The organism is Roseburia sp. AM59-24XD (assembly GCF_003478445.1).
Lineage (GTDB): Bacteria > Bacillota > Clostridia > Lachnospirales > Lachnospiraceae > Jutongia.
The window spans coordinates 1-23,177 of the sequence record NZ_QUET01000020.1 but is presented as its reverse complement, the minus strand read 5'-3'; the positions used below and the strand labels follow the sequence as shown (position 1 = coordinate 23,177).

Annotated in this window: 20 protein-coding genes; 18 read left to right on the top strand and 2 right to left on the bottom strand. The window is 47.3% G+C overall.

What is annotated here, in order from left to right; genetic code table 11:
• From DXA20_RS10570 to DXA20_RS10560, 3 genes are all read left to right on the top strand, one after another.
• Positions 1-1,761, top strand: a complete 1,761-nt coding sequence (locus DXA20_RS10570) for an ABC transporter ATP-binding protein (protein WP_118560671.1) — start codon at positions 1-3, stop codon at positions 1,759-1,761.
• A 32-nt stretch (positions 1,762-1,793) separates the two neighbouring features.
• Positions 1,794-2,636 (top strand): Cof-type HAD-IIB family hydrolase, encoded by an 843-nt coding sequence (locus tag DXA20_RS10565; protein WP_118560669.1) that lies wholly within the window; start codon positions 1,794-1,796, stop codon positions 2,634-2,636.
• 73 nt (positions 2,637-2,709) lie between these two features.
• Positions 2,710-3,555, top strand: a complete 846-nt coding sequence (locus DXA20_RS10560) for a glycosyl hydrolase (RefSeq protein ID WP_243100620.1) — start codon at positions 2,710-2,712, stop codon at positions 3,553-3,555.
• A gap of 201 nt (positions 3,556-3,756) precedes the next feature.
• Here DXA20_RS10560 and DXA20_RS10555 read toward each other — a convergent pair whose 3' ends face one another.
• The gene (locus DXA20_RS10555) at positions 3,757-4,497 is read right to left on the bottom strand and encodes an AraC family transcriptional regulator (RefSeq protein ID WP_118560667.1); all 741 of its coding nucleotides are present in this window, start codon (positions 4,495-4,497) and stop codon (positions 3,757-3,759) included.
• Between the two features lie 168 nt (positions 4,498-4,665).
• Between DXA20_RS10555 and DXA20_RS10550 the strand changes: the two genes are divergently transcribed.
• The 3 genes from DXA20_RS10550 (at position 4,666) to DXA20_RS10540 (ending at position 6,743) form a co-directional block, all read left to right on the top strand.
• Positions 4,666-5,697, top strand: a complete 1,032-nt coding sequence (locus tag DXA20_RS10550) for a glycoside hydrolase family 5 protein (RefSeq protein ID WP_118560665.1) — start codon at positions 4,666-4,668, stop codon at positions 5,695-5,697.
• A gap of 189 nt (positions 5,698-5,886) precedes the next feature.
• Entirely contained in the window at positions 5,887-6,552 is a 666-nt protein-coding gene (locus tag DXA20_RS10545) for a helix-turn-helix domain-containing protein (RefSeq protein WP_118560663.1), read from the top strand.
• Positions 6,549-6,743, top strand: a complete 195-nt coding sequence (locus DXA20_RS10540; protein WP_118560661.1) for a hypothetical protein — start codon at positions 6,549-6,551, stop codon at positions 6,741-6,743. Before DXA20_RS10545 ends, DXA20_RS10540 begins: the two co-directional genes overlap by 4 nt.
• 211 nt (positions 6,744-6,954) lie before the next feature.
• On the opposite strand, the gene DXA20_RS10535 is transcribed toward DXA20_RS10540, so the two are convergent.
• A complete protein-coding gene (locus tag DXA20_RS10535; protein WP_118560659.1) occupies positions 6,955-9,924 on the bottom strand; it encodes a sugar-binding domain-containing protein in 2,970 nt (989 codons plus the stop codon).
• A 236-nt stretch (positions 9,925-10,160) separates the two neighbouring features.
• Between DXA20_RS10535 and DXA20_RS10530 the strand changes: the two genes are divergently transcribed.
• The 12 genes from DXA20_RS10530 (at position 10,161) to proB (ending at position 22,786) form a co-directional block, all read left to right on the top strand.
• Complete coding sequence (locus tag DXA20_RS10530; RefSeq protein ID WP_118560657.1) at positions 10,161-10,958, top strand: N-acetylmuramoyl-L-alanine amidase; 798 nt, start codon at positions 10,161-10,163, stop codon at positions 10,956-10,958.
• Positions 10,959-11,013: 55 nt separating this feature from the next.
• Positions 11,014-11,574, top strand: a complete 561-nt coding sequence (rdgB, locus tag DXA20_RS10525; RefSeq protein WP_199877071.1) for an RdgB/HAM1 family non-canonical purine NTP pyrophosphatase — start codon at positions 11,014-11,016, stop codon at positions 11,572-11,574.
• A 79-nt stretch (positions 11,575-11,653) separates the two neighbouring features.
• Positions 11,654-12,163 (top strand): metallophosphoesterase family protein, encoded by a 510-nt coding sequence (locus DXA20_RS10520; RefSeq protein WP_158577210.1) that lies wholly within the window; start codon positions 11,654-11,656, stop codon positions 12,161-12,163.
• A 93-nt stretch (positions 12,164-12,256) separates the two neighbouring features.
• Positions 12,257-12,649 carry a MarR family transcriptional regulator gene (locus DXA20_RS10515; RefSeq protein WP_158577209.1) on the top strand — a complete coding sequence of 131 codons (393 nt, stop codon included), beginning with the start codon at positions 12,257-12,259 and terminating at the stop codon, positions 12,647-12,649.
• A 124-nt stretch (positions 12,650-12,773) separates the two neighbouring features.
• A complete protein-coding gene (locus DXA20_RS10510) occupies positions 12,774-14,183 on the top strand; it encodes a citrate/2-methylcitrate synthase (RefSeq protein WP_022305411.1) in 1,410 nt (469 codons plus the stop codon).
• 15 nt (positions 14,184-14,198) lie between these two features.
• A complete protein-coding gene (locus tag DXA20_RS10505) occupies positions 14,199-15,029 on the top strand; it encodes a deoxyribonuclease IV (protein WP_118560649.1) in 831 nt (276 codons plus the stop codon).
• A gap of 149 nt (positions 15,030-15,178) precedes the next feature.
• Positions 15,179-15,871: a response regulator transcription factor gene (locus DXA20_RS10500; protein WP_330420811.1), complete on the top strand. Its 693-nt coding sequence runs from the start codon at positions 15,179-15,181 to the stop codon at positions 15,869-15,871.
• Entirely contained in the window at positions 15,861-17,045 is a 1,185-nt protein-coding gene (locus DXA20_RS10495) for a sensor histidine kinase (protein ID WP_118560645.1), read from the top strand. Before DXA20_RS10500 ends, DXA20_RS10495 begins: the two co-directional genes overlap by 11 nt.
• Positions 17,042-19,396 (top strand): DUF4350 domain-containing protein, encoded by a 2,355-nt coding sequence (locus DXA20_RS10490; RefSeq protein WP_147403739.1) that lies wholly within the window; start codon positions 17,042-17,044, stop codon positions 19,394-19,396. The genes DXA20_RS10495 and DXA20_RS10490 overlap by 4 nt, the downstream gene beginning before the upstream one ends.
• A gap of 2 nt (positions 19,397-19,398) precedes the next feature.
• A complete protein-coding gene (locus DXA20_RS10485) occupies positions 19,399-20,319 on the top strand; it encodes an ATP-binding cassette domain-containing protein (protein ID WP_118560641.1) in 921 nt (306 codons plus the stop codon).
• A gap of 56 nt (positions 20,320-20,375) precedes the next feature.
• Positions 20,376-21,338: an ABC transporter permease gene (locus tag DXA20_RS10480; protein ID WP_158577208.1), complete on the top strand. Its 963-nt coding sequence runs from the start codon at positions 20,376-20,378 to the stop codon at positions 21,336-21,338.
• Between the two features lie 659 nt (positions 21,339-21,997).
• On the top strand, positions 21,998-22,786 hold the full coding sequence (gene proB, locus DXA20_RS10475; protein ID WP_118560637.1) for a glutamate 5-kinase: 789 nt from the start codon (positions 21,998-22,000) through the stop codon (positions 22,784-22,786).
• Positions 22,787-23,177: the final 391 nt, after the last annotated feature.

The following is a 23,177-nucleotide window of genomic DNA, read 5'->3' as shown; positions in this document are numbered from 1 at the left end:
ATGGCAGGGAAAAATGAACTGAGCAGAGATGACCAGAAGAAAACGCTCGTTAAGGTAATGAAATATATTAAAAAGTACAGAATGCTTGTGGTACTGTCTCTGATATTTGCGGCAGTGACTGTAGTAACTACCTTGTATCTGCCGATCCTGACCGGTAATGCCGTGGATCTGATGGTGAAGAAGGGAAAGGTAGATTTTGTCGGTTTAAAACCGATCGTGAGGACGATGCTGATCGTTCTTGTGATCACAGGAGTCGCGCAGTGGATCATGAATATCTGTAACAACTACATCACCTATCATGTGGTGCAGGATATCCGAAAGGATGCCATGGACCGGATTCAGATCGTACCGTTAAAATATCTGGATGGTCATGCAGCAGGTGATATTGTCAGCCGTGTGATCGCAGATGCCGATCAGTTTGCGGATGGTCTGCTGATGGGGTTTACGCAGGCATTTACCGGTGTTATGACGATCATCGGAACTCTCGGCTTCATGCTCTGGATCAATGGATGGATTACACTTGTCGTTATTCTTGTTACGCCGTTGTCCTTTTTTGTGGCGGGCTTTATTGCAAAGAAATCCTACAGCATGTTCCAGCTCCAGTCCAAGGCGAGAGGTGAGCAGACCGCGCTGATCGATGAGATGATCGGTAATCAGAGAGTTGTGCAGGCATATGGTCATGAAAAGCGTTCGCTGGAGCAGTTTGATGAGATCAACGGCAGACTGGAGAAGTATTCGCTCAAAGCCACTTTTTTCTCCTCAATTACAAATCCGGCAACCCGTTTTGTCAACAATCTGGTATATGCCGGAGTCGGTATTGTAGGCGCGTTCTTCGCAATTCACGGTATGCTGTCCGTTGGACGCCTGAGCAGCTTCTTAAGCTATGCCAATCAGTACACAAAGCCGTTTAACGAGATCTCCGGCGTCATCACAGAGCTGCAGAATGCGATCGCCTGTGCCGCCAGAGTATTTGAACTGATGGAGGCTGAGCCGCAGGAACCGGACAGCCCGGATGCGATCGAGCTTACGCAGGTAAAGGGAGCGGTAGAACTGAAAAATGTATCCTTCTCCTATGTGCCGGAGCAGAAGCTGATCCAGAATTTTAATCTTTCCGTAAAACCGGGACAGCGTGTTGCGATTGTCGGACCGACCGGCTGTGGAAAGACGACTGTGATCAATCTTCTGATGCGCTTCTACGATGTCAATAAGGGCGTGATCGCCGTAGATGGAACAGATATCCGTAATATGACGAGAGCCAGTCTGCGAAGCAGCATCGGAATGGTGCTGCAGGAGACATGGTTGAAGAATGGAACGATCCGTGACAACATTATCATGGGAAAACCGGACGCAACAGAGGAAGAGATCATTGCGGCTGCAAAGGCAACGCATGCACACAGCTTTATCAAGCGTCTGCCACAGGGCTATGACACGGTGGTGCGTGAGGATGGTGATAACCTATCCCAGGGACAGAAGCAGCTTTTGTGTATCACAAGAGTAATGCTGTGCCAGCCGCCAATGCTGATTTTGGATGAGGCGACCTCATCTATCGATACCCGTACGGAGATCCGTATTCAGAGAGCGTTTGAGAAGCTGATGAAGGGTAGAACAAGCTTTATTGTGGCGCATCGTTTATCGACGATTAAAAATGCCGATATCATTCTTGTCATGAAGGATGGCAATATTATAGAACAGGGCAACCATGAAAGTCTGCTGGCACAGAACGGCTTCTATGCAAATCTGTACAACAGCCAGTTTGCGTAAAGAATTTGAAATCACAAAAAGGAATTGGTAAAATGGACAAAAAAGTATTGGTACTTGATCTGGATGGTACACTGACAAATTCAGAAAAGAAAATAACACCGGAGACGAAAAAAGCACTGATGGAAATACAGGAACAGGGACACACGGTTGTGTTGGCGTCCGGGCGCCCGACTGCCGGCATTGAGCCTTTGGCAGAGGAATTAAAGCTCAAGGAAAACGGAGGATATATTCTTTCGTTTAACGGGGGAAAGATCACGGACTGCAGTACGGATGAGGTGATCTATCAGAAGACACTTCCGCCGGAGCTTGTGCCGGATCTGTTCCGGCTTGCAAGGAAGCTGGATATCGGACTTCTTTCCTATGATGAGGACAATAATATTATCACCGGCATGCATTATGATGAATATATCGATGTGGAGAAAAATATCAATCATCTTCCGGTAAAACAGATGGAGCGTGTGGAGGATTATGTGGACTTCCCGCTGAATAAATGTCTGGGAACAGCGGAGCCATCCGTGGCGGCAGAGGCCGAGAAGATTTATGAGGAAAAGTTTGGGGACAAGCTCTGCATCAGCCGCAGTGAGCCGTTTTTTTTGGAGATCACGCCGAAGGGAATTGACAAGGCAGCATCACTGGAGCGTTTCTGTCAGATGACAGGGCACAAGAGGGAGGATATGATTGCCTGTGGGGATGGATTTAATGACCTGTCGATGATCAAATATGCAGGACTTGGTGTTGCGATGGAGAATGCACAGCCGGTTGTCAAGGAAGCTGCCGATTATGTGACGGCATCCAATGACGAGGATGGTGTGGCGAAGGTGATCCACAAGTTTATTTTGAAGGATAACGTGTCCGAAAATACGGACAGAATGTAACAGGAAATAATGTGTTGATGCCATAAATGCAGACTTACGGGTGTGGTCTGTATGGGAAAGGGGATGTAGTGATATGCAGAAACCGGTAAATAAGAATGCGTCGAAGGAAGCGGCAGAGCTTCTTCGCTATCTGGAGAAAACAGCCGGACATGGAATCATTACAGGACAGCATACGCAGACGAATCCGATGGAGGAGATTTTTTATATCAAAGAGGTAACCGGAAAGACACCGAAGCTTCGCGGCTTTGAGCTGCTGGCATATTCGCCGAATATCAATGAAAAGGATGCCGGGGAGGCATGTCTTACCGAGGTGTACGAAAACAGGGACACATTAAAGACGGCAATGAAGTGGGCGAAGGAATCCGATGGGATTCTGACATTTTCATTTCACTGGTTCTCGCCACTTGGCGGAAGAGACAAAAGCTTTTATGCGGAGCATACGGATTTTGATCCGGAGAAGGTACTTGAGGAAGGCTCGCCGGAGCGGAAAGCGTTTTATCATGATATGGCAGTGATCGCCGGATATCTGAAGGAATTTTGCGATGAGGGCATCCCAATTTTATGGAGACCGTTTCATGAGTCGGACGGGACATGGTTCTGGTGGGGTTCAAAGGGACCGGAGGTTGCCAGAGAATTATATCTTCTGATGTATGATTATTATGTCAATGAGTGGCATCTCGATAATCTGTTGTGGGTATGGAACTGCCGTCTGCCGGAGGGATATCCGGGGGATGCGTATGTCGATGTGGTTTCGGTGGACATTTACCTGCCGGAATATAAGCCGACAGACTATGCAGACGCATACGGGGAACTGATCAAAGCGACAAGCAGCGATAAGGTTGTGGCACTTGCGGAGGTCGGTTATATGCCAGATGTGGACTGCTTGCGCAGTCACATACACCATGGGCATATTACATGACCTGGTCCAAGGAGTTTTGTATCGGTGAGCAGTACAACAGTAAGGAGAATCTTCGCCGGATGTATGACAGTGATTATACGGTGACCTAATAATGTATCCGAAAATGCTCGTAATGTGGTGGGAAACAAGGGCAAAACGCCGGTTTTCCCTCTTTATTACAGAGTGCCTGAAGTACAGGATGCCGGAAAAACAGTGGAAATTCTAGTGCCTGGAATAATCCGTAAGATCCTCATTGCGCCGGTATTGTCTCGGAGTGACATCGTATTCCCGGTGGAAGCAGCGGATGTAATGGCTGCAGGAGGCAAAGCCCAGAAAGGAACTGATATCGGTGCAGCTGATGGTACTGTTTTTCAGCATGTAGCAGGAGGTTTCACATTTTTTATGCAGGATATACTGTTGCAGGGTATATCCTGTTTCTTTTTTGAAAAGCTTTGACAAGTACTCAGGGTGAAGTCCCAGAGCTTTAGCTACCTCCCGGCTCGAAAGAGGGTGGGACATATGTCTGACAATGTAATCCACGCCATGCTGGACATGATAGGAAAGAGCTTTGCCCTTGCGAAGCTCATGCATGGCATTGGTAAAAGCGGTGACAGCCTCGACCTTGATCCCGGTGAGCTCTTCCTTGCCGGTGCATTGATCGACCTTTCGGATCAAAAGATCACTGAGGGTAAAGGACTGCTCCGGATCCAGTCCCCCTTCAATACAAAAGCGGGTGATCATGGCGATCAGGATCACATGATGATATTTCATATTCTGCAGAAAATTTGCAGATAGTGTCCCCATATGCTCCCAGTTCTGGGCGGCGATATCTCCCTTTAAAATATCCAGATTGCCGGAAGCAATCTCACGGTAGAAGGCAAATTCCTCCTCCATGGAGGTATGAAAATATTCTTCCTCCTGCTGTTTGACAAGGAGCTTTTGGAGTTCTTTTTTGACGTTCATGGGTATGAGAGCCTCCTTCAATAGAAAATGAATATTATATCTGTATCGTGATATATTTATCTGTTTTATTGTATCATATCCGGCAAAATAATACTATGATGAAGTTGTAAAAAAGAAAACAGATTACGCTTATATAAATGCAGGAAAAAGAAAGGAAAGGTGATCACGATGAGAAAATGGATCGGATATGAAAAGGGTGTCAATCTTGGTGGCTGGCTGTCACAGTGTGATTACAGCAAAGAACGGCTGGAACATTTTATTGAGGAGGAAGATATCAAGCGTCTCAGTACATGGGGGTTAGACCATCTTCGTCTGCCAATGGATTACAATGTCCTGCGGGAGGAAAACGGAACATTTAAGAAGGACGGTTTTGAGTATGTAAAGCGTGCTGTAGAGTGGTGTCGCAAATATGGGTTGAATGTCATTCTGGATCTTCATAAAACTGCAGGTTATTCCTTTGATAAGGGCGAGCAGGAGCATGGATTTTTTGCGGAAGAGAGCTATCAGGAATATTTCTATACACTGTGGGAGGAAATTGCCCGGAAATTTGCCGGATATGGAGATCAGGTTGCCTTTGAGCTTCTTAATGAAGTGACGGACGAAAAGACCATGGATGCGTGGAATGGCATTTCACAGGAATGCATCCGCCGTATCCGCAAGATTACACCGACGGTAAAGATCCTTGTGGGCGGTTATTGGAATAACAGTGTGGCAGCTGTGAAGGATCTGGCAATGCCTGCCGATGAGAACATTGTCTATAATTTTCACTGCTATGAACCGTTGATCTTTACGCATCAGGGAGCAGGTTGGATAGATACCATGCCTTCAGATTACCGGATGTCCTTTGATAATGACATGTCTGTATTTTTGGACAGTACAAAGAAGTATCTGCCGGATAATATGATAATGCTGGAGCCGGCAAAGGACATTGCCCATGCTCTGGACAGTGAATTTTTTGAAAAGCTGTTTGCAGAGGCGGTCTCTGTGGCAGAGGAGAGAAATGTACCATTATATTGTGGGGAATATGGAGTGATCAATCTGGCATCCCCGGAGGATACTTTGAAATGGTATCAAAGCATTCATGCTGTATTTGAAAAATATGGTATTGGAAGAGCAGCATGGAGTTACAAGGAGATGGACTTTGGTCTTATTGACGGGCATATGGATCCGGTACGAAAGGAAGTAATCCGGGAGCTTTGATGGTATTTCCTCTCTTTCAATTTACGATAAACTGTGATAGAGTGTTAGAAAGTGTGGAGGAAAGAATCATGGAAACTTTATAGCGGATGTAAAAGGATTTTGACATGTATTTTTGGCGCTGTCAAAGTCGTTTGATAGACGGTAAGAAATATTGTCCCTATACTAAAAGAGCCAGGGAGGTGAGGCAGTATGGAGTATGATATCGGAAGTAAAATAAAGAATGCCCGGCTTGAGAAAAAGATAACGCAGGAACAGGTTGCTGAATTATTGGGAGTAAGTCGTCAAACAATATCAAACTGGGAAAATGCAAAATCTTATCCGGATATTATCAGCGTCATAAAAATGAGCGAGTGTTACGATGTTTCTCTCGATTATTTGTTAAAGGGAGAACAGAAAATGGACTCCTATTATGATTATCTTGAAGAAAGTACAAATGTCGTAAAAAGCAACATTAAAAGAAATAAAATGATTACCATCTTGTCTTATCTGCTGATTTGGGCGATTGCAATGATCGCGTTCTGGTTTTTTAAAGACGATAGTAGTGCGATGGGGTATAGTTTATTATACCTTTGGGTTCTTCTTCCTGTAACAACATTTTTTGTTTCTGTTATTATCGGGATTAATGACTTTTGGGGAATAAAAAAATGGGCCTTTACTGTCTTTTTTGGTATAATGTATATGCTTGCTGAATACGGTACATTCAAAATGGCAAATAATATTGCTTTTAACAAGCTGAATGCACCGGATTGGGGAATGATTGCAGGCGGAACAATAATTTCCGCAACGGGTATGCTAATAGGGTTTTTGTTTCATTTAATTGGAAGTGCTGAAAACAAAAAGAGGAGGCCTGTATGACAAATATTTTCAGTGCAAAGAGCGAAAAAGAAATTATTAATGATGACAATTATGTTTCATTGAGTTCAAGCAACGAGGACGGTGATAAAAAATCATCGTATGTTTATAATCAGTTTTTCAAAAAATTTATTGATTGCTCGAAAGTAGATAAAGTTGTATGTAATGGACATACTTATTCGGTTGCTGATTAAAATTATTACTCTTAAAGCAATAAATATTTGCCCCGGTTCAAAATGAAGATATTTTACAAGACTTTCTGTATTATAGCGGTTATTATGCGTATTACTCTTAGGAAAATAAAATGCCGAAAAGCTTTGAAACATAAGGCTTTTCGGCATTTAAGTTTTTTAAGAATATAGTCGGTTTTTATATATAGATTTTAATAAATAATATAAAAAGTCATCATTCCCCTATAAATGTTTTCCGCAGCTTCTTCATATCCAGTGTCTGGCTTGGCTTAAACGCATCGGAGCTGACATAGGATATGATGGAGCGGATAAACTGATCGACCTCCGGAAGCTTTGTGACATCGCGGTATGTGATCACTTCGTCTGTTGCGGTGATTGATTCATCGCGGGTCGGTTCTGTCAGGTTGACAAGCTCGCTGAGACGGATCGTACAAACCATCAGAGAACCGTTTCCGACCTGTCCCTCAAACAGGATGCCAAGCTTGTGGTTGCGGTCGAAGTTATCGATCATCTGAACGATCGGACGGAAGCTTTTGTCTGTCGTATCATCCAGAATCGCACAGTCACAGTGTGAAACAAGCTGATACCACTGTGGTGTTGCGTAGGAGTGGGATGGAAACTGCTTTAATGCAGCATGTTCATTCTGGATCAGCAGGCCCATTGTGCCGACTGCGACCGGTTTTTTCATCCACTCGCAGATATCGCGGAACATCGGGTAGCACCAGAACTCTGTACAGTAGAAGCCCTTGAGGCTTTCTTTTGTCTCCTCCGGCAGGTAGAGAACACGGCTTCCCTTGGCAAGAAGTGCATCTGCCTGATCGAAATTGTTGGTGATATATGTGGTATGTTCGCCCTCGCCTACGGTTGCAACGGTCGCAGGATCGATCCGGTCGGTAGCGGCAGGATACAGGAACAGTTCGTATTCGTTATGAATATCTGTGCCATCAATGTCCAGAGTCAGTGTTGCCGTTCCTGCTTCAGAAACAGCCGGAACATCGATCGTGACCGCTCCGAGTTCGTTAAGACCAAGGAGCTCGTCCGGCAGGGCAACTGTATTTTCGCTTGACACCGTACCGTCTGCTAATGTGAAGCGGCAGGTTACGGACTTACCGGCAAGGCTTTCCTGACGGTAGTAGCGGATGGCGAGTGAAACATTAAAGGATGTTCCTGCGGTTAAAACATAGCTGTCAAATTCGGCAAGCAGGATCGCATCGGAACAGTACTGTGCCCACTCCTTGGTTGTGACAAGTCCTTTGCTGTCCATAAATGCATCAAGAATACCGACAAGAGCGGTGCCCTGACCGGAGAAATCCTGAATGTCGAGAATCTGATATCCGGCAAGGCTTTTGGTGCGGGCAGCAGCCTCCAGCTCTTCTTTATAACATTGAACGGCAAGCTTACCACTGTTGTAGAAAAAGTCGTCTGCCTGATCTGCCATACCCTTCTCGGTAAGGCGCTCACGGAATACCTCAAAGTTGCGTGCCTTGAGAACACCGGTGTATTTGTCGATCTCATGGAAATCCGGATAAACACAGTACTGACCGATCTCATGGGAGATAACCGGTATCTCCGGCATGAGAACCTCTGTGTTCTCGGCTGCCTTTACCTTCTTGACACCGGTACCGTACTGGATCTCAATCTCTGCTGCGTCATCACTGCTGTCTGTGCTTGTGTGTGTTGGCAGAATTGCTTCATCGTAATTCTTGCGGGTGGACGGCTCGGCACTTTGAACATGACCGAGCGGTGCATCGCACATGCCATAGGAACCACGGAAAAGACGGTTCTTGCTCAGACGGACACCAACAAAGAAATCTTCCTCCGGAAGAATGACCGGTGTATGTTGGAAGTTGTTGGAACCCTGTGTATATAAGTGGCGTGTATCCACAGCCTTGTAAGCGGCGAGAATCTCGGAAATACGCTCCTTGCTTCCCCAGAGCTCGTTACCAAGGGACATCATACAGTAGGAAGCGTGGTTTCCAAAATATTTCATCATGCGGAAGCCTTCCTCGATGAGGTATGACTGTTCTGTGTCGTTGTGCCCCTCCTCACCCGGCGCGGTCATTGTGCCCCAGAACGGAAGCTGTGGCTCCATATAGATGCCGACCAGATCAGCAGCCGTAAATGCGGCATCCGGCGGACAGCAGGTGTGGAAACGATAGTGGTTGATACCATAGCTCTTTGAGATAGAAAGAACACGGATCCATTCCTCAACGGTAGCAGGAACTGCTCCGGTCAGAGGAAAAATCAGACCGTCATGCTTTCCTCGCAGGAATGTCTTGCGTCCGTTGATCGTAAAATCAAGACCGTCTGCTTTAAAATCACGGAAGCCGAACGTTGTGACAGAAGTTTCTTCGCTGTCTGCAAAGGAGGCAGTCAGCTCATAGATCACCGGTGAATACTCACTCCAGTAAACCGGCTCCTCATTCAGTTCATATGTAATGCTTGTCACAGCCTCTCCTGCCGGAAATGGCACGTCAAAGCTCTGTGCTGCTGTTGCATGATCCTTCAGCCCGTCACGGTCACGAAGTCTGGTTTCAACCCGGATCTGCTTTGTGGCATCGGTGCCGGAGATGTTTACGGTAGTAAGCTCCAGAGTCACGGAAGCCTTTGCAGTATCCGGATACGTCTTAATATGTGAGATAAAACAGGTATCATGAATATGGAGAGAGATCTCTCCGATGATACCGTTCCAGTTGGTCTGAGTGTCAGGCGATGTCAGGTGACCGCCCTTTGTCGGATATGCCAGTGGATCTGCTTCGCCCTCTTCCGGTTTCTGGAGATTGGCAACAAGGATCGTCAGACGAAAATCCGGTTTGGTGACCGCCCCAGTCAGGTCATAGATGTGCGGTGTGTTCAGACTGTCATAGCTGCCGATCGGAACATCATCCACCCATACCTTTGTCACACGCGTGCGCTCCAGATAAAGGAAAATATTTTTGGAAAGATCGGCCTGCTCGAGATGAACCTCTTTGGAATACCAGGCGTAGCCCTCGAACAGATAAGGATCGGTCAGAGTACCGGTTTCGCGCTTGTCGGAAAATGTTCCCTTCTGTGCCATGGAGGTTGTCCCCGGCAGTGTGATCGTATCGCCAAGCGGTGTTGTATAAAATGCGTCATGAATGCCGGTGCAGCCGGCGTCAAGCCGGAAGTCCCAGACACCCTGTAAACTGATATTTTTAGTCATTCTTGTTCTCCTATTAGTGTTAAATTTCGACAGGAAAAATCCCTGCTTATGATTATACATGTTGTATCCGGCTCTTTCAATAAAAAGATGCAGGATTGCCGAAATTGCGCAATAAAGGTGTAATTGTTGGAAACATAATAATACTGCATAAAATCGAAGACATATTTGAGGTTTTGAATGAGCTGTGATATACTGCAAAACAGAGGGTGAATACAGATGAGAAGAGGGATTGCTTCGTGAAGATACAGGAATGGCGCAGACTGGCGTTTTGCAGTGTCGGTCTGTTGGCGGCTGTACTGCTTGTCAGTCTGACCGGAATGCTTCATCCACTGGCAGGTAACAATCTGCCCGGAGAAGAAAACGGAACCGGGACGGCATCAGAACGGCTGCAGGATATTGCGCATGTGGAAGCGCATGGCAGAAATGAAAACAGGTCTGCGGTCACGCAGGAGCCGAGGCGGCAGTATGTGGTAGTCATTGATGCCGGACACGGCGGCGATGATGAAGGAACCGGATCGACGGACTGGAAGTACCTGGAGAAGGATTATGCACTGAAGGTGTCAGACTGTCTGAAGGAAATATTAGACGGAACGGACATTCAGGCGTATTACACAAGAACCGATGACAGGGAAGTATCCAAGGAGGATCGCGTTCGTCTGGCGAAGAAGGTCGGGGCAGATGCACTGATCAGCATTCACTGTAATGCATCGGATCCGGATGAGACAACGGCGAAGGGAGTGGAGACGCTTTATTCTTCCAGAAAGGCAGCAGCGAAGAATGGACTTTCCAGTAAAGAACTGGCGCGCAATATGCTGGAGTGTGTCTGTGAAACGACAGGCAGACAGAAGAGAAAGGTGATCCGCAGAGACCGCCTGTATCTGATGCATCATGCGGACATGCCGGTGACGATCGTTGAGATCGGCTTTATGACCAACCGGTCGGATATGGAGTATATGAAGTCCGAAGAGAACCAGAAGGCAATTGCGCAGGGAATTTATCGGGGAATCTGCACAAGCTTTCATATCTCCGAATAGAAAACAGACGATATGTCCGTGAAATGGAACATAATAAAAGGAAAAGAGGATAATCATGAAAAAAATAATCGTAGCAACCGGCAATGAAGGTAAAATGAAAGAGTTTCGTCAGATCCTGCAGGGGGAGGATATCGTATTTTCTTCTCTGAAGGATGAGAATCTGCAGGATGTAGAGATCGTTGAGGATGGCAGCACATTTGAAGAGAATGCACTGATCAAGGCACGTAAGATCTCGGAACTGACCGGACAGATCGTTCTGGCGGATGACTCCGGACTTGAGGTGGATGCACTGGATAAGGCACCGGGAATCTACTCCGCAAGATATATGGGAGAGGATACTCCGTATACAGTGAAAAATAATCATATCATCGAGCTTTTAAAGGATGTGGAGAGCGACGACCGCAGTGCCAGATTCGTCTGTGTGATCGCCTGTGTATTTCCGGACGGAAGAAGTTTCACCTGCCGCGGCGTGGTAGAAGGTCAGATCGGCTACAGTGAGAAGGGTGAGAACGGCTTTGGTTATGACCCGATCTTTTATGTGCCGGAGCTTGGCTGCACAACGGCAGAGCTTAAGCCGGAGGATAAAAATCAGATCAGCACAGAGGGCGGGCTCTGACAGAGATGTACCGGAAAATGAAAGAATATGGTATTGTCTGATCAGAAAGCGGAAACAGAGAAAGGAATGTCAGATTAGTATGGAGAATAACGCAGCAGAACAGATCAAGGTGCTTGTGGTAAGCGATTCCCACGGAAGAAATGAGAATCTCAAAAAGGCAGTTGCAAATATGCGGGGAACTCATTGCAGGATGTTTCATCTGGGCGATTTTCAGTGCGATCCGGATGATATCTATGATCTGGCAGGCGTGCCGGTTGATATGGTGCGCGGCAATTGCGACAGCAGTCTTTGTGGTGTGCCGCTCTCAAAGATTGTGGAGATTGGCGGTTATCGGATCCTGCTGACACATGGTCATCAGTATGCAGGCTTTGACAGCATTGGAAGCATGAGTGAACTGGCGCGTGCCAATGACGTTTCCATCGTGATGTGCGGTCATACACATATTCCGCATGTGGAGCAGAGAAACGGTGTCTATGTGGTCAATCCGGGAAGTATTTCCAGACCGAGACAGGAGGGGCATCAGCCATCGTATCTTGTCATGAATATTGAACAGGGACGAGTAGATTTTGTGCCGGTGTATTTGACGTAAAAGCAGATTTCTGATATAATAGTTCTAAAATGAACTGTCTGATGCAAGGGAAAGCATCGTGTCCTGTCAATGTCAGACAATGGGGAGGGCTTCATGGATGACAGAATGGAACAATTATTAAGTGGTCAGTATTTCAAAAAGTATCAGGAAGTTATGTATTCCGAAATTACTGAAAAATTTAATATGACGATTATGGAAGTGCGTGTGCTGCTTTTTTTTGATAATCATGGAAGCCGCAACACGGCGAAGGATCTTGTGAAGATCTTTCATTTTACCAAGTCGAACGTGTCCAAAGCGATTGACAGTCTGCTGCTTCGCGGGTATTTAAAAAAGCAGTATGATGATCAGGACAGACGGTATATTCATTTGACGGTACAGCCGGAAGCAGCCTGTGTGCTGGAGATGGCAAGGCAGTGCAGAGGGAGATGTTTCAGGAAATATTCCGGGGGATCAGCGAGGAGGAGCTTCTGGTTGTTCAGAACGTAGCGCAGAAGATTCACCAGAATATATCCGATGCATTGCAGTAATTGGGGGATGTGCATCGGAGCACGGGAAACCCGAAGGCATTTTTGAAAGGAAAGGTGATATTGTGCAGGATAATTTTGAAAAGATGATGAGCGATTTTACACACAAGTACAAGGATGTCTGTATTCAGAACAATTCCATTGACAGCAGTCTTTTTGCAGAATATGGGGTGAAGCGCGGGCTTCGTGACAAGAACGGTAAGGGCGTACTTTCCGGTATTACCAATATTTCTCTGATCAAGGCGAGTGACATTGTGGACGGTAAGGTTATTCCGTGTGATGGTCAGTTGTTCTATCGTGGATACAATATTTACGATCTGACGAACGGCATGAGAAAGGATAAACGTTTTGGGTTTGAGGAGATCACATATCTTCTGCTGTTTGGCAACCTTCCGACGAAGAGTGAGCTCGAGGAATTCCGTGGGATCCTTGCAAAGAACAGAAGACTCCCTACGAACTTTGTCCGTGACGTTATCATGAAGGCGCCGAGCCAGGATATCATGAATTCCCTGACGAAAAGTGTACTGACACTTTCTTCCTATGACGATAAGGTATCCGACATCAGTCTGGAGAATGTACTGTCACAGTGTCTGATGCTGATCAGTGTATTCCCGATGCTGTCTGTATATGGATATCATGCATATAATCATTATGAGAGAGACGAGAGCTTCTACATCCATCGTCCGGATGACAATCTGTCCGCAGCAGAGAATATCTTAAGAATGCTGCGTCCGGATAAGAAGTATACGGATCTGGAGGCAAAGGTACTCGATATGGCTCTGGTGCTTCATATGGAGCATGGTGGCGGCAACAACTCCACATTTACGACAAGAGTAGTTACCTCTGCAGGCTCCGACACCTACTCTGTTATTGCAGCCGCTCTTTCTTCCCTGAAGGGACCAAAGCATGGCGGAGCCAATATCAAGGTTGTTGAGATGATGCACGACATTAAGGAGCATGTCCGCGATACCGAGGATGAGGATGAGGTACGTGCATACCTTAAGAAGATCCTTCATAAGGAGGCATTTGACCGTCGTGGTCTGATCTATGGCATGGGTCATGCCGTATATTCCATTTCTGATCCGCGTGCCGTGGCATTCCGTGGCTTTGTGGAGAGCCTTGCACAGGAGAAACATGAGAATAAGGATTATGCACTTTATTCTATGATCGAGAGGATCGCTCCGGAGGTTATCGGCGAGGAGTGTGCGATCTACAAAGGCGTCAGCGCAAACGTCGATTTCTACAGCGGATTTGTATACACAATGCTTGGAATCCCAACAGAGCTGTTTACACCGATCTTTGCGATGGCTCGTATCGTTGGATGGAGCGCACACCGTATGGAAGAGCTTATCAATGTAGATAAGATCATTCGTCCTGCATATCAGAGTATTATGGTGCAGAAACCATATGAGAGTCTTGCGGACCGCAGTACACCAAAGTTAGACCGTAAGGGCAAGGAGCCTCTGAAGATTTCCATGAAGGATGAGAGCTGTTGATAAAGGAGGCTGACAATGTATATTGGTTCACATATTTCTGCATCAAAGGGCTTTGAGGCAATGGGAAAGCAGGCGTTAAAGCTTGGTGCCAACACATTTGCCTTTTTCACAAGGAATCCCCGTGGCGGTAAGGCAAAGGAGATTGATCCGGCAGATGTGGATAAGCTGCTCGCACTGATGGAGGAGCATCATTTTGGTAAACTGGTCGCACATGCACCGTACACGATGAATCTCTGCGCTGCCAAGGAGAATGTCAGAAGCTTTTCGATGGAGATGTTTCAGGACGATCTGAAGAGAATGGATTACCTGCCGGGCAATTATTATAATTTCCATCCGGGTTCTCATGTGGGACAGGGTGCAGAGCAGGGGATCGAAATGATCGCGGAGGCGCTCAACGGAGCACTGTTTGAGGAGCAGACCACGACGGTGCTGCTGGAGACGATGGCAGGGAAGGGCAGCGAGGTCGGAAGAAGCTTTGAGGAGCTTCGCCGGATCATCGACCTGGTTGACCTTGATGATAAGCTGGGTGTCTGTCTGGATACCTGTCATATCTGGGATGGCGGCTATGATGTTGTCGATCATCTGGATGATGTATTAAATGAGTTTGATCAGGTGATCGGACTGGACCGCTTAAAGGCAATTCATTTAAATGACAGCATGAACCCGCTCGGTGCACACAAGGACCGTCACGAGAAGATCGGTCAGGGACATCTGGGACTTGAGGCGATCACAAGGATCATCAATCATCCGGCACTTAAGGAGCTTCCGTTTATTCTGGAGACGCCAAACGATGATGAGGGATATACCAATGAGATTGCCATGCTCCGCAAGCTTCGGAAGGAGTAAGGAGCCGGGGAAGAATCTTAATAAATTTGTAATTTATGATACCTGCAGGATGTGGTATTCTATAATAGAATATATCCTGTGGGTATTTTGATTTTGTGGCGCTGATTTCGTGAGACAGTGCAGAAGGAGGAACAAGTATGGGGGAAGGCATGGCAACGATCCTTGTGGCGGACGATGATCCGGATATCGCAGAGCTTGTGGAGATCCATCTTGCCGAGGAAGGCTTTCGTGTTTATAAAGCATATGATGGAAGGGAAGCACTGCAGGTTTTTGCGAGGGAGAAGATCGATCTGGCGATTCTTGATATTATGATGCCGGGCATTGACGGAATCCATGTCTGTGAGAAGATCCGCGAGGTCAGTATGATCCCGGTGATCATGCTGAGCGCGAAGGATTCCGAGGCAGACAAGGTGGCAGGTCTTGGGATCGGAGCGGATGATTATGTGACAAAGCCATTTCAGACGGGAGAGCTTGCCGCCCGTGTAAAGTCCCAGTTACGGCGTTATCAGAAGTTCGGTGTACAGGATCCGGCGGAGCGCACCGATGAGATCCGCCTGGAAAATTTACACATTGACAAAAGCCTTCATGCGGTGGAAGCCTTTGGAAGGCAGGTACATCTGACGCATCTGGAGTTTGAGATACTGTATCTGTTAGCATCCCATCCGGGTCAGATATTCAGTACCGATGAGATTTTTGAAAAGGTATGGAAAGAGAAAAGCTACGACATGAGTAACACGGTGATGGTGCATATCCGGAGACTCCGGGAGAAGCTGGAGGGAAGACAGAGAAAGGCTCAGATCATCAAAACGGTCTGGGGAGTGGGATATAAGATTGAAGCATAGTATTTGGAAGAGCCTGAGACTGAAGCTTGTATTGTATGGGGCGGCGAGTCTGCTGCTTGCCGGAGTGACAGAGAGTATTCTCGCGATGCTTCTGTATCTGATGTCTACGGTGCTTGGGGTATCCAGACAGGATGCAGTCTATACACAGGACAGTCTTTCACATGGACAGGGTGCGGGGAACACAATGTCAGGGGTTTTTCGTCATCTGGAGCAGCTTGGAAGCGACAGTTTTTATACGATAGCTGTAGTGGGTATTCTTGCGGGACTGTTTCTTTTTGTGATCTATTTTCTGTTTCTGACAAGAGGACTGACCGGTGACCTTTCGGATCTGGCGGCGGGCATTTCATCCATGACCATGGAACAACCGCGAAGACTTCCGGTGAAACGACAGGATGAGATCGGGGAGATCGCCCGCTCCGTCAATGAGATGACGGAGGAACTTACCAGGCTGATGGATGCGGAGAGAGAGGCACTGCAGACCAATAAGGAGATGATCGCCTGTCTGGCACATGATTTAAGGACACCTCTTACCTCTTTAAGCGGCTATCTGAATCTGATGATGGATACCGACAAATATGACGCTGCGCAGAGACAGCATTTTACGGAGGTTGCCCTTCGAAAGGCTGACCGGCTGGAGGGACTGATACAGGATCTTTTTGATTATACGAAGCTGATGAGCGGGGAGATCACGCTGCACCGTAAGCAGGTTGATTTTGTAAAGCTGATCGAGCAGATGGTCGAAGAATTTTATCCGCTCATGGAGGATAATGAGCTGCATTGCAGCTTTGACAGTGCATGGAAAAGTCTGGAACTTGCGGTGGATCCGGACCTGATGGCGCGGGCAGTGCAGAATCTTTTAAGCAATGCCGTCAAGTACGGAAAGGATGGCAAGCAGATCCGGATCTGTCTGCAGGAGAGAGATGGGATCGTGTTGTCTGTAACGAATTATGGACTGATCATTCCGGAGGAAAGTCTGGATATGATCTTTGAACGTTTTTACCGGGTAGAAGGAGCAAGGTCACCTCAGACAGGAGGAACCGGACTGGGACTGAATATTGCGAGGGAGATCATTGTGCTGCATGGCGGCAGTATCACGGCACAAAGCAGTCTGCAGGGAACTATATTTGAGATATTCCTTCCATGGCAGAATGAGACGGAGGATGCAGAATTTTGAGAAAACGTTTAATGCATATAGGAAAAGTTCTTTTGATCGCGGCGATGGTCATTCTCTGTCTTGTGTTTCTGGACAGGCTTGGCAGCAGGAGGGTGGGACAGAGAAACGATAATGTGATCTCCTCCAATAAAATGGCTGTGTTTACCAGAGGAAATGTCCATGCGGAGATTCAGATCGGTGCAGCGACAAAGATACGGTACGGCAGGTATACACAGCTTACGGCCAATGTCCGGAATCTGGGGGATAGATTTTCAGGAGTGCTGCGTGTAAAGCCTGTCGGCATCAAAAACGGCACCGTCTATGAAAAGCAATTTGAACTGGCGCATTCCGGCAGCAAATCGCTGAAGCTTTATCTGCCGGTACAGACGGAAAAGGGATCCTTTAAGCTTACCTTTTTGGGGGAAGACGGTCAGGTGTTATATTCCGGTGTGATATGGACGGATGTTGACATGGAAACCGATGGAAAATATGTCGGTATCTGCAGCCGGAAGAAGGACAGGATGCGTTACATGGAGGAGAGCGGTACGAATGTAACATATCTGTCCGGGGAGGAGCTGCCGGAGGATTTTCGCGGTCTGGACTGGCTGGACGTACTGATCGCCAGTGATATAGATCTTCAGACGCTGCAGGAAGCGCAGGTGCGTGCGATCATCAACTGGGTTCGAAACGGAGGTATATTGGTGTTAGCAGACTCCGGTCAGGCAAGAGAAATCTCCCCGTTTCGCGGGAAGCTGTTTGAGTGGAAAAAGCAGGGCAGCTATGACATTGCTACGGCATTTGGCGTGACGGAAAAGGATATGAAGCAGATACGGGAGGAAGCAGTGCGGGAGGCTGCAAAACAGAAGCAGCAGGAGGTCAAGAGGTTCCTTAAAAAGAACCTTTCGGGTGCAATATATAAGAAATGGAAAAATGACATTTCGGATTTGGAGAAATCTGACGAATGTATCCGGCCGGAGGGAGAGATCTATCACTATCTGAGTGGTTATTTTACACAGAGTATGCTGGATGATTTCCTGTCGATGAAGCTGACGGATGTGGAGAAAGCTGCAGTCAGGGAGAATGTTTTTTTCAAAAGAGTTCACAGGGAACTGCAGGAGCTGGAGGTGACCGGTGGCAAAGCACTTTTGAAAACAAGGAAGGGAAAGGTGATACTTCAGGAGAAAAAAACAGGAAGAGGACGTGTGATCATAAGCGGTGTATCGTTAGGTCTTTCCTCACAGTATTGGGATGTGCAGGGAAGCCGGATCCGCAACATTATATGGAAGGATTTTAGTGAGCAGGAGGGACGGCTGAGAGAATATAAAAGGGATGGCGGAGAGACAGAACAGATCTATGAAGACGGGCTGGCCGTGACCGACTGGAACAAGTTGCCGAATCTGCGGTTTTATATTGTTTTTCTGATTGTCTATATTGTGCTTACGAGTCCGGTATTTTATTATCTGATGAAACGGTCGAGACATCGTATGGCAGTCTGGGGGATGATCCCGGCGGCATCGGGGTTGTTTGCGGTACTGATCTACCTGATCGGCACGAGCACGAGACTGGAGGGGCAATGCATTAATTACCTGAATCAGATCGAGGTGGACAGTGAGGGAACCGGCATGCTGGAATGTCATTTCCGGCTGATCCATGATGAGACAGGAAGCTATGAGCTTTCCGTGGATGGAGGTCCGGTTATGGAAAGCTCACAGGAACAGGCAGATGGACAGAAGAAAACGCGTCTGAGCCAGGGAGAAGGAAAGACAACGCTTCAGGTGGAACAGGCACCGTCGTTTGAGGGAACCAATCTCCTGAGTCAGGATTCGGTGCGGCTTGACGGCTCGATCAAGGTGGATCTGTCCGTGTTAAATATGCACCTTCTTGGCAGACTGGAAAACCGCTCGGGCAGTGACCTCGAGGATTGTATGATCTACCACAATGGAGTGATTTATCAGCTTGGGGATATTGCGGATCAGAAGACGTATCTGTTAAAGGAAAATCATTACCTGAAACGTTACTGGGTCAATGATTACAGCGGCAACTACGAGCGTCTGGCAGATAAGTTATTTACGGATACGGCGAAAAGAACGCTGACCGGTGAGCAGAAGAAGAGACGATGGGCTCTTCTGGAAGTGTGCATGAAGAAAATGGGAACGACCGAGACGTTTTTTTATGGATTTGTCCCGGAGGAACAGGAGATATCCGGGTGGTATGATGTCCGGAAAGCAAAACAGCAGAATATGCTGGGAGGCATTGAGAATATTGGCTGCCCGAAATACGGAGAAACCGGTATTATGCTGCGTATTTCCATTGGCGGACAGACGGTGTTAAACGAAGGAGACGCAAGGAATATTCTGGTCGGAGGTGACTAAGTATGCTGAAGATACATCAGGTATCAAAAATCTATCAGAGGAAATATTTGCTGGAGGATCTGAATCTGGAGGTGGCAAATGGTGAGATATTTGGCGTGATCGGTGCACACGGCGCTGGGAAGACAACACTTTGCCGGATGGTTGCGGGGCTTATTCCGTTTGAGGGAGGAGAAATCCTGGCAGGAACCCCGGAGGTGCGGATCGACGGAGAGGGTGCTGCGGGGCTGGTCGGCTATGTCCCTGCAGAGTTTGGAAGATATCGTGATATGACCGTGGCGGAGTATCTGGAATATTATGGCGGACTGTATGGAATATCCGGATACCGGATCGACCGGCGAATGCAGGAATTGCTTCCGGCGTACAGAATGGACGGGATGGAGGTGGTGCCGGTGGCGGAACTGGCACCACACGAAAAGAAACAGCTGGCCTTAGTGAGATGCATGCTGAGAGAACCGGATGTACTTGTTTTGGATGATTTCTATCATGGCATTGACGCAGGGAAGAGACCGGTGTTGGATGAACTGCTTCATCTGCTTCAGGATACAGGGAAAGCCGTTCTGGTTACCTCTGCCGGTTTCTCGCCTCTGGCGGGGAGTGGTGCGTTTCTGGGAATTCTCCAGAATGGGGCAATTGCCGTGCAGGGATCGTTAGAGGAAATCTCGGAACAGATCAATCAGACGAATCCGCTGGAGCTTCTGGTGGCAGAAAACTGTGCCGGAGCCGTAGAGGTGCTGAAGCAGGAGGAGACGGTGACAAGGATCTCGATTGATGGCGGCAGGATCCTCGCGGGCTTTCGGGGAACGCAGGAGGATCAGACAAGGATATTGCGGCGTCTTGTGGAAAATGATGTCGAACTGATCTCGTTTCAGCGAAGGAAAAGCGATCTGGAGACGTCCTTCTGGAAAATGACAGAGGAGAACTGATCAGGGGGATAGGGAGATGGCCGAAAAGAAGTTTTTGGAAAATGGAGGTGATACGGATGAAGTTTAAGCTTAATCCGATTTTGCGGGAAGAGATGAAACGCTATGCGGGGTCAAGGCGGTTTTATGTCTGGCTGGCAGCGTATGAGCTGCTTCTTCTGGCTGTTTCAGGGACCGGCTATGGGATCGCACTCCGGAACGGCTGGAATCATGTGATGGATTACTCCGGGATCGCCTATGTGTATCTGGTGCTGGCGGGCATTCTTGGCAGCACGGTTCTTTTACTGGTGCCCTCCTTTGCGGCAGCAAGCATTGCCTCGGAATGGGAGGATCGCACGATGGAGCTTCTGATGGCATCGCCTCTGAAGCCGTTTCGGATCGTTGCGGGTAAGATGTTGTCTTCCATCTGTCTGACCCTTTTGTTTATTGTGGCCGGAATGCCGTTTTTGTCTCTGGTATTTGTGATCGGAGGCGTTGAGAAGCGCCATTTGCTGGAGCTTTTACTGGTGCTTGCGGTGGAGTCTGTATTTACCGGAAGCATTGGTGTTTACCTGTCTGCCTTAAGCCGGAAAACAGACACGGCAGGAATCAGGTCGTATCTGGCGGCAATGGGGGCGGGCATCGGCACGATCCTTATTGTGGCGGTTGTTTATATTCTGCGCAAAAGCAGCGGTGGACATCCGGCAGGGGTCAGTCCGGTGAGCACTTTTGTACTTCTTTTGCTGGTAAATCCGCTTGTGACGTTGGCTTCTCTTCTGATGGGCCATATGGGATATACCGTGAAATTTGAACGGCTTCTGAATGTACTTGGAACACTGCCACAGGGGATTTTGACACATTGGTGCATGATCAGTGTTCTCCTGCAGCTTCTTCTTTCGGCAGTTTTTTTTTGTTCTTACAGTACGCCGCCTGCAGCATTATTATCAGTAACTAAGACTTCCCATACCAAGGATAGAAATCCGCCCATAATATTTCTTATGTCAATAACGTTTGAAAGTGATTTTTGCCATATAGATTCTTAAAATCTCTGGGAGATCGTGCCTGAAAATTGACTTGTCGTTCTACGGTTTTCGCAAAATCTAAATGCTTTGCTGTTTCGATGTTTGATGAACGTGTCTTTCCGTACTCGCCTCAGGGTGGGATTCAGGTGTTTCAAAGGGCACTTGCGCTCGCCACTACTTGCACCTTGTTTTTTAAGGTGCTATGTAGTGTTGCGTAGCGCAATGTAGCGAAAGCGTGCCCACTGAAATAGCTGAGCCCACCCATGAGGCTCAGTCGTCCAGACACGTATTTCATCGAAACATTGCAAAGCAAAGATTTTGCAGAAAACCTAACGATCTGCGTCAATTTTCAGGCACGGTCTCCCAGAGTTAGTTAAATTCAGAGGCAAAAATCACAATGAAATTTACAATACATAAGAAATATTATGGGCACACATCAATTTGAGGTATGGGAAGTCTTAGTCAGTAAGACACAAAGGCAGCGTATTTTGTGAAATTGCAGAAGTTCCTGACAGGGGAATGTGAAAATATTTTTCTGTGGAATTTCTATTGACGAGTGTTATTGCAGGGGGTAAGATAGACGGGTGATATTTACCGGAAGATATGCGAGCTGTGCTTCGGAAGATGTACAAGTGATATCAGTGGGGATGTCACAGAACCGATAGAAGAGGAGAACAGACGTGAGAAAAATCAGTGAGAGAAAAAGAGTCGTTGTAAAGGTGGGAACCTCTACATTAACACACCGTACCGGACGATTAAATATCCGCCGTGTGGAGAATCTGGTCAAGACCCTTGCAGATCTTCAGAATGCCGGTCATGAGATTGTGCTGGTGTCCAGCGGAGCGATCGCGCTTGGCATGGGAAAGCTTGGAATGACCAAACGACCGCAGGATACGCCGGGCAAGCAGGCATGCGCTGCGGTGGGACAGTGTGAGCTGATGTATATGTACGATAAATTTTTTGCCGAATACAGTATTGTTGTGGCGCAGGTGCTTCTGACCAAATATGTGCTTCTGGAGGACCGCAGACAGCATGTTGTGAATTCGATGGAACGTCTTTTGTCACAGGGAGTGATCCCGATCGTCAATGAGAATGATACGGTAGCGATCGATGAGCTGGAGCTTGAGGTGGGAGAGAATGATTCTCTTGCAGCCAATGTTGCAACGATCGCCAATGCAGATCTGCTGGTGATCATGTCTGATATTGATGGTCTGTATGATAAGGATCCGCATGTCCATGAGGACGCCAGACTGATCCCGGAGGTCGGCAGGATTACGGACGATATCAGAGATCTTGCGGGAGGTGCCGGATCGGCACTGGGAACCGGTGGAATGGCAACGAAGATAAAGGCGGTTGAGATCGCACATGCTGCCGATATTGACGTGGTGCTTATGAACGGAAAGAATCCGCGCAAGCTGTATGATCTGTTTGAGGATAAACCGGTAGGAACCATATTTGCGAAGCAGTAAATGATAAAGCTCTGTGTTGGATGCATTTTATCCGGCACAGAGCTTTTGTGAAAATAGAGAAAGGACAGTGGTGAACAATTTACACCGCTGTCCTTTTTGTCGTTATAATTTAAACAATATGTAATATCACGGGCAACTTATCATATTACTAAGACTTCCCATACCTCAAATTGATGTATGCCCATAATATTTCTTATGTCCGGTTGCTTGCAATGGCATTTTGCCTGCCAATGCATTAAAAATCCGTGAACTGTGACTAAAAAATTGTCTTGTCACTTACGGATTTCGAAAAGACTAATTGCTTTGCTGCTTTGATTTTTGATAAACACATCCTTCCGTATTCGCCCCAAGGTGGGATTCGGATGTTTCGAGAGGCACTTGCACCCGCCGG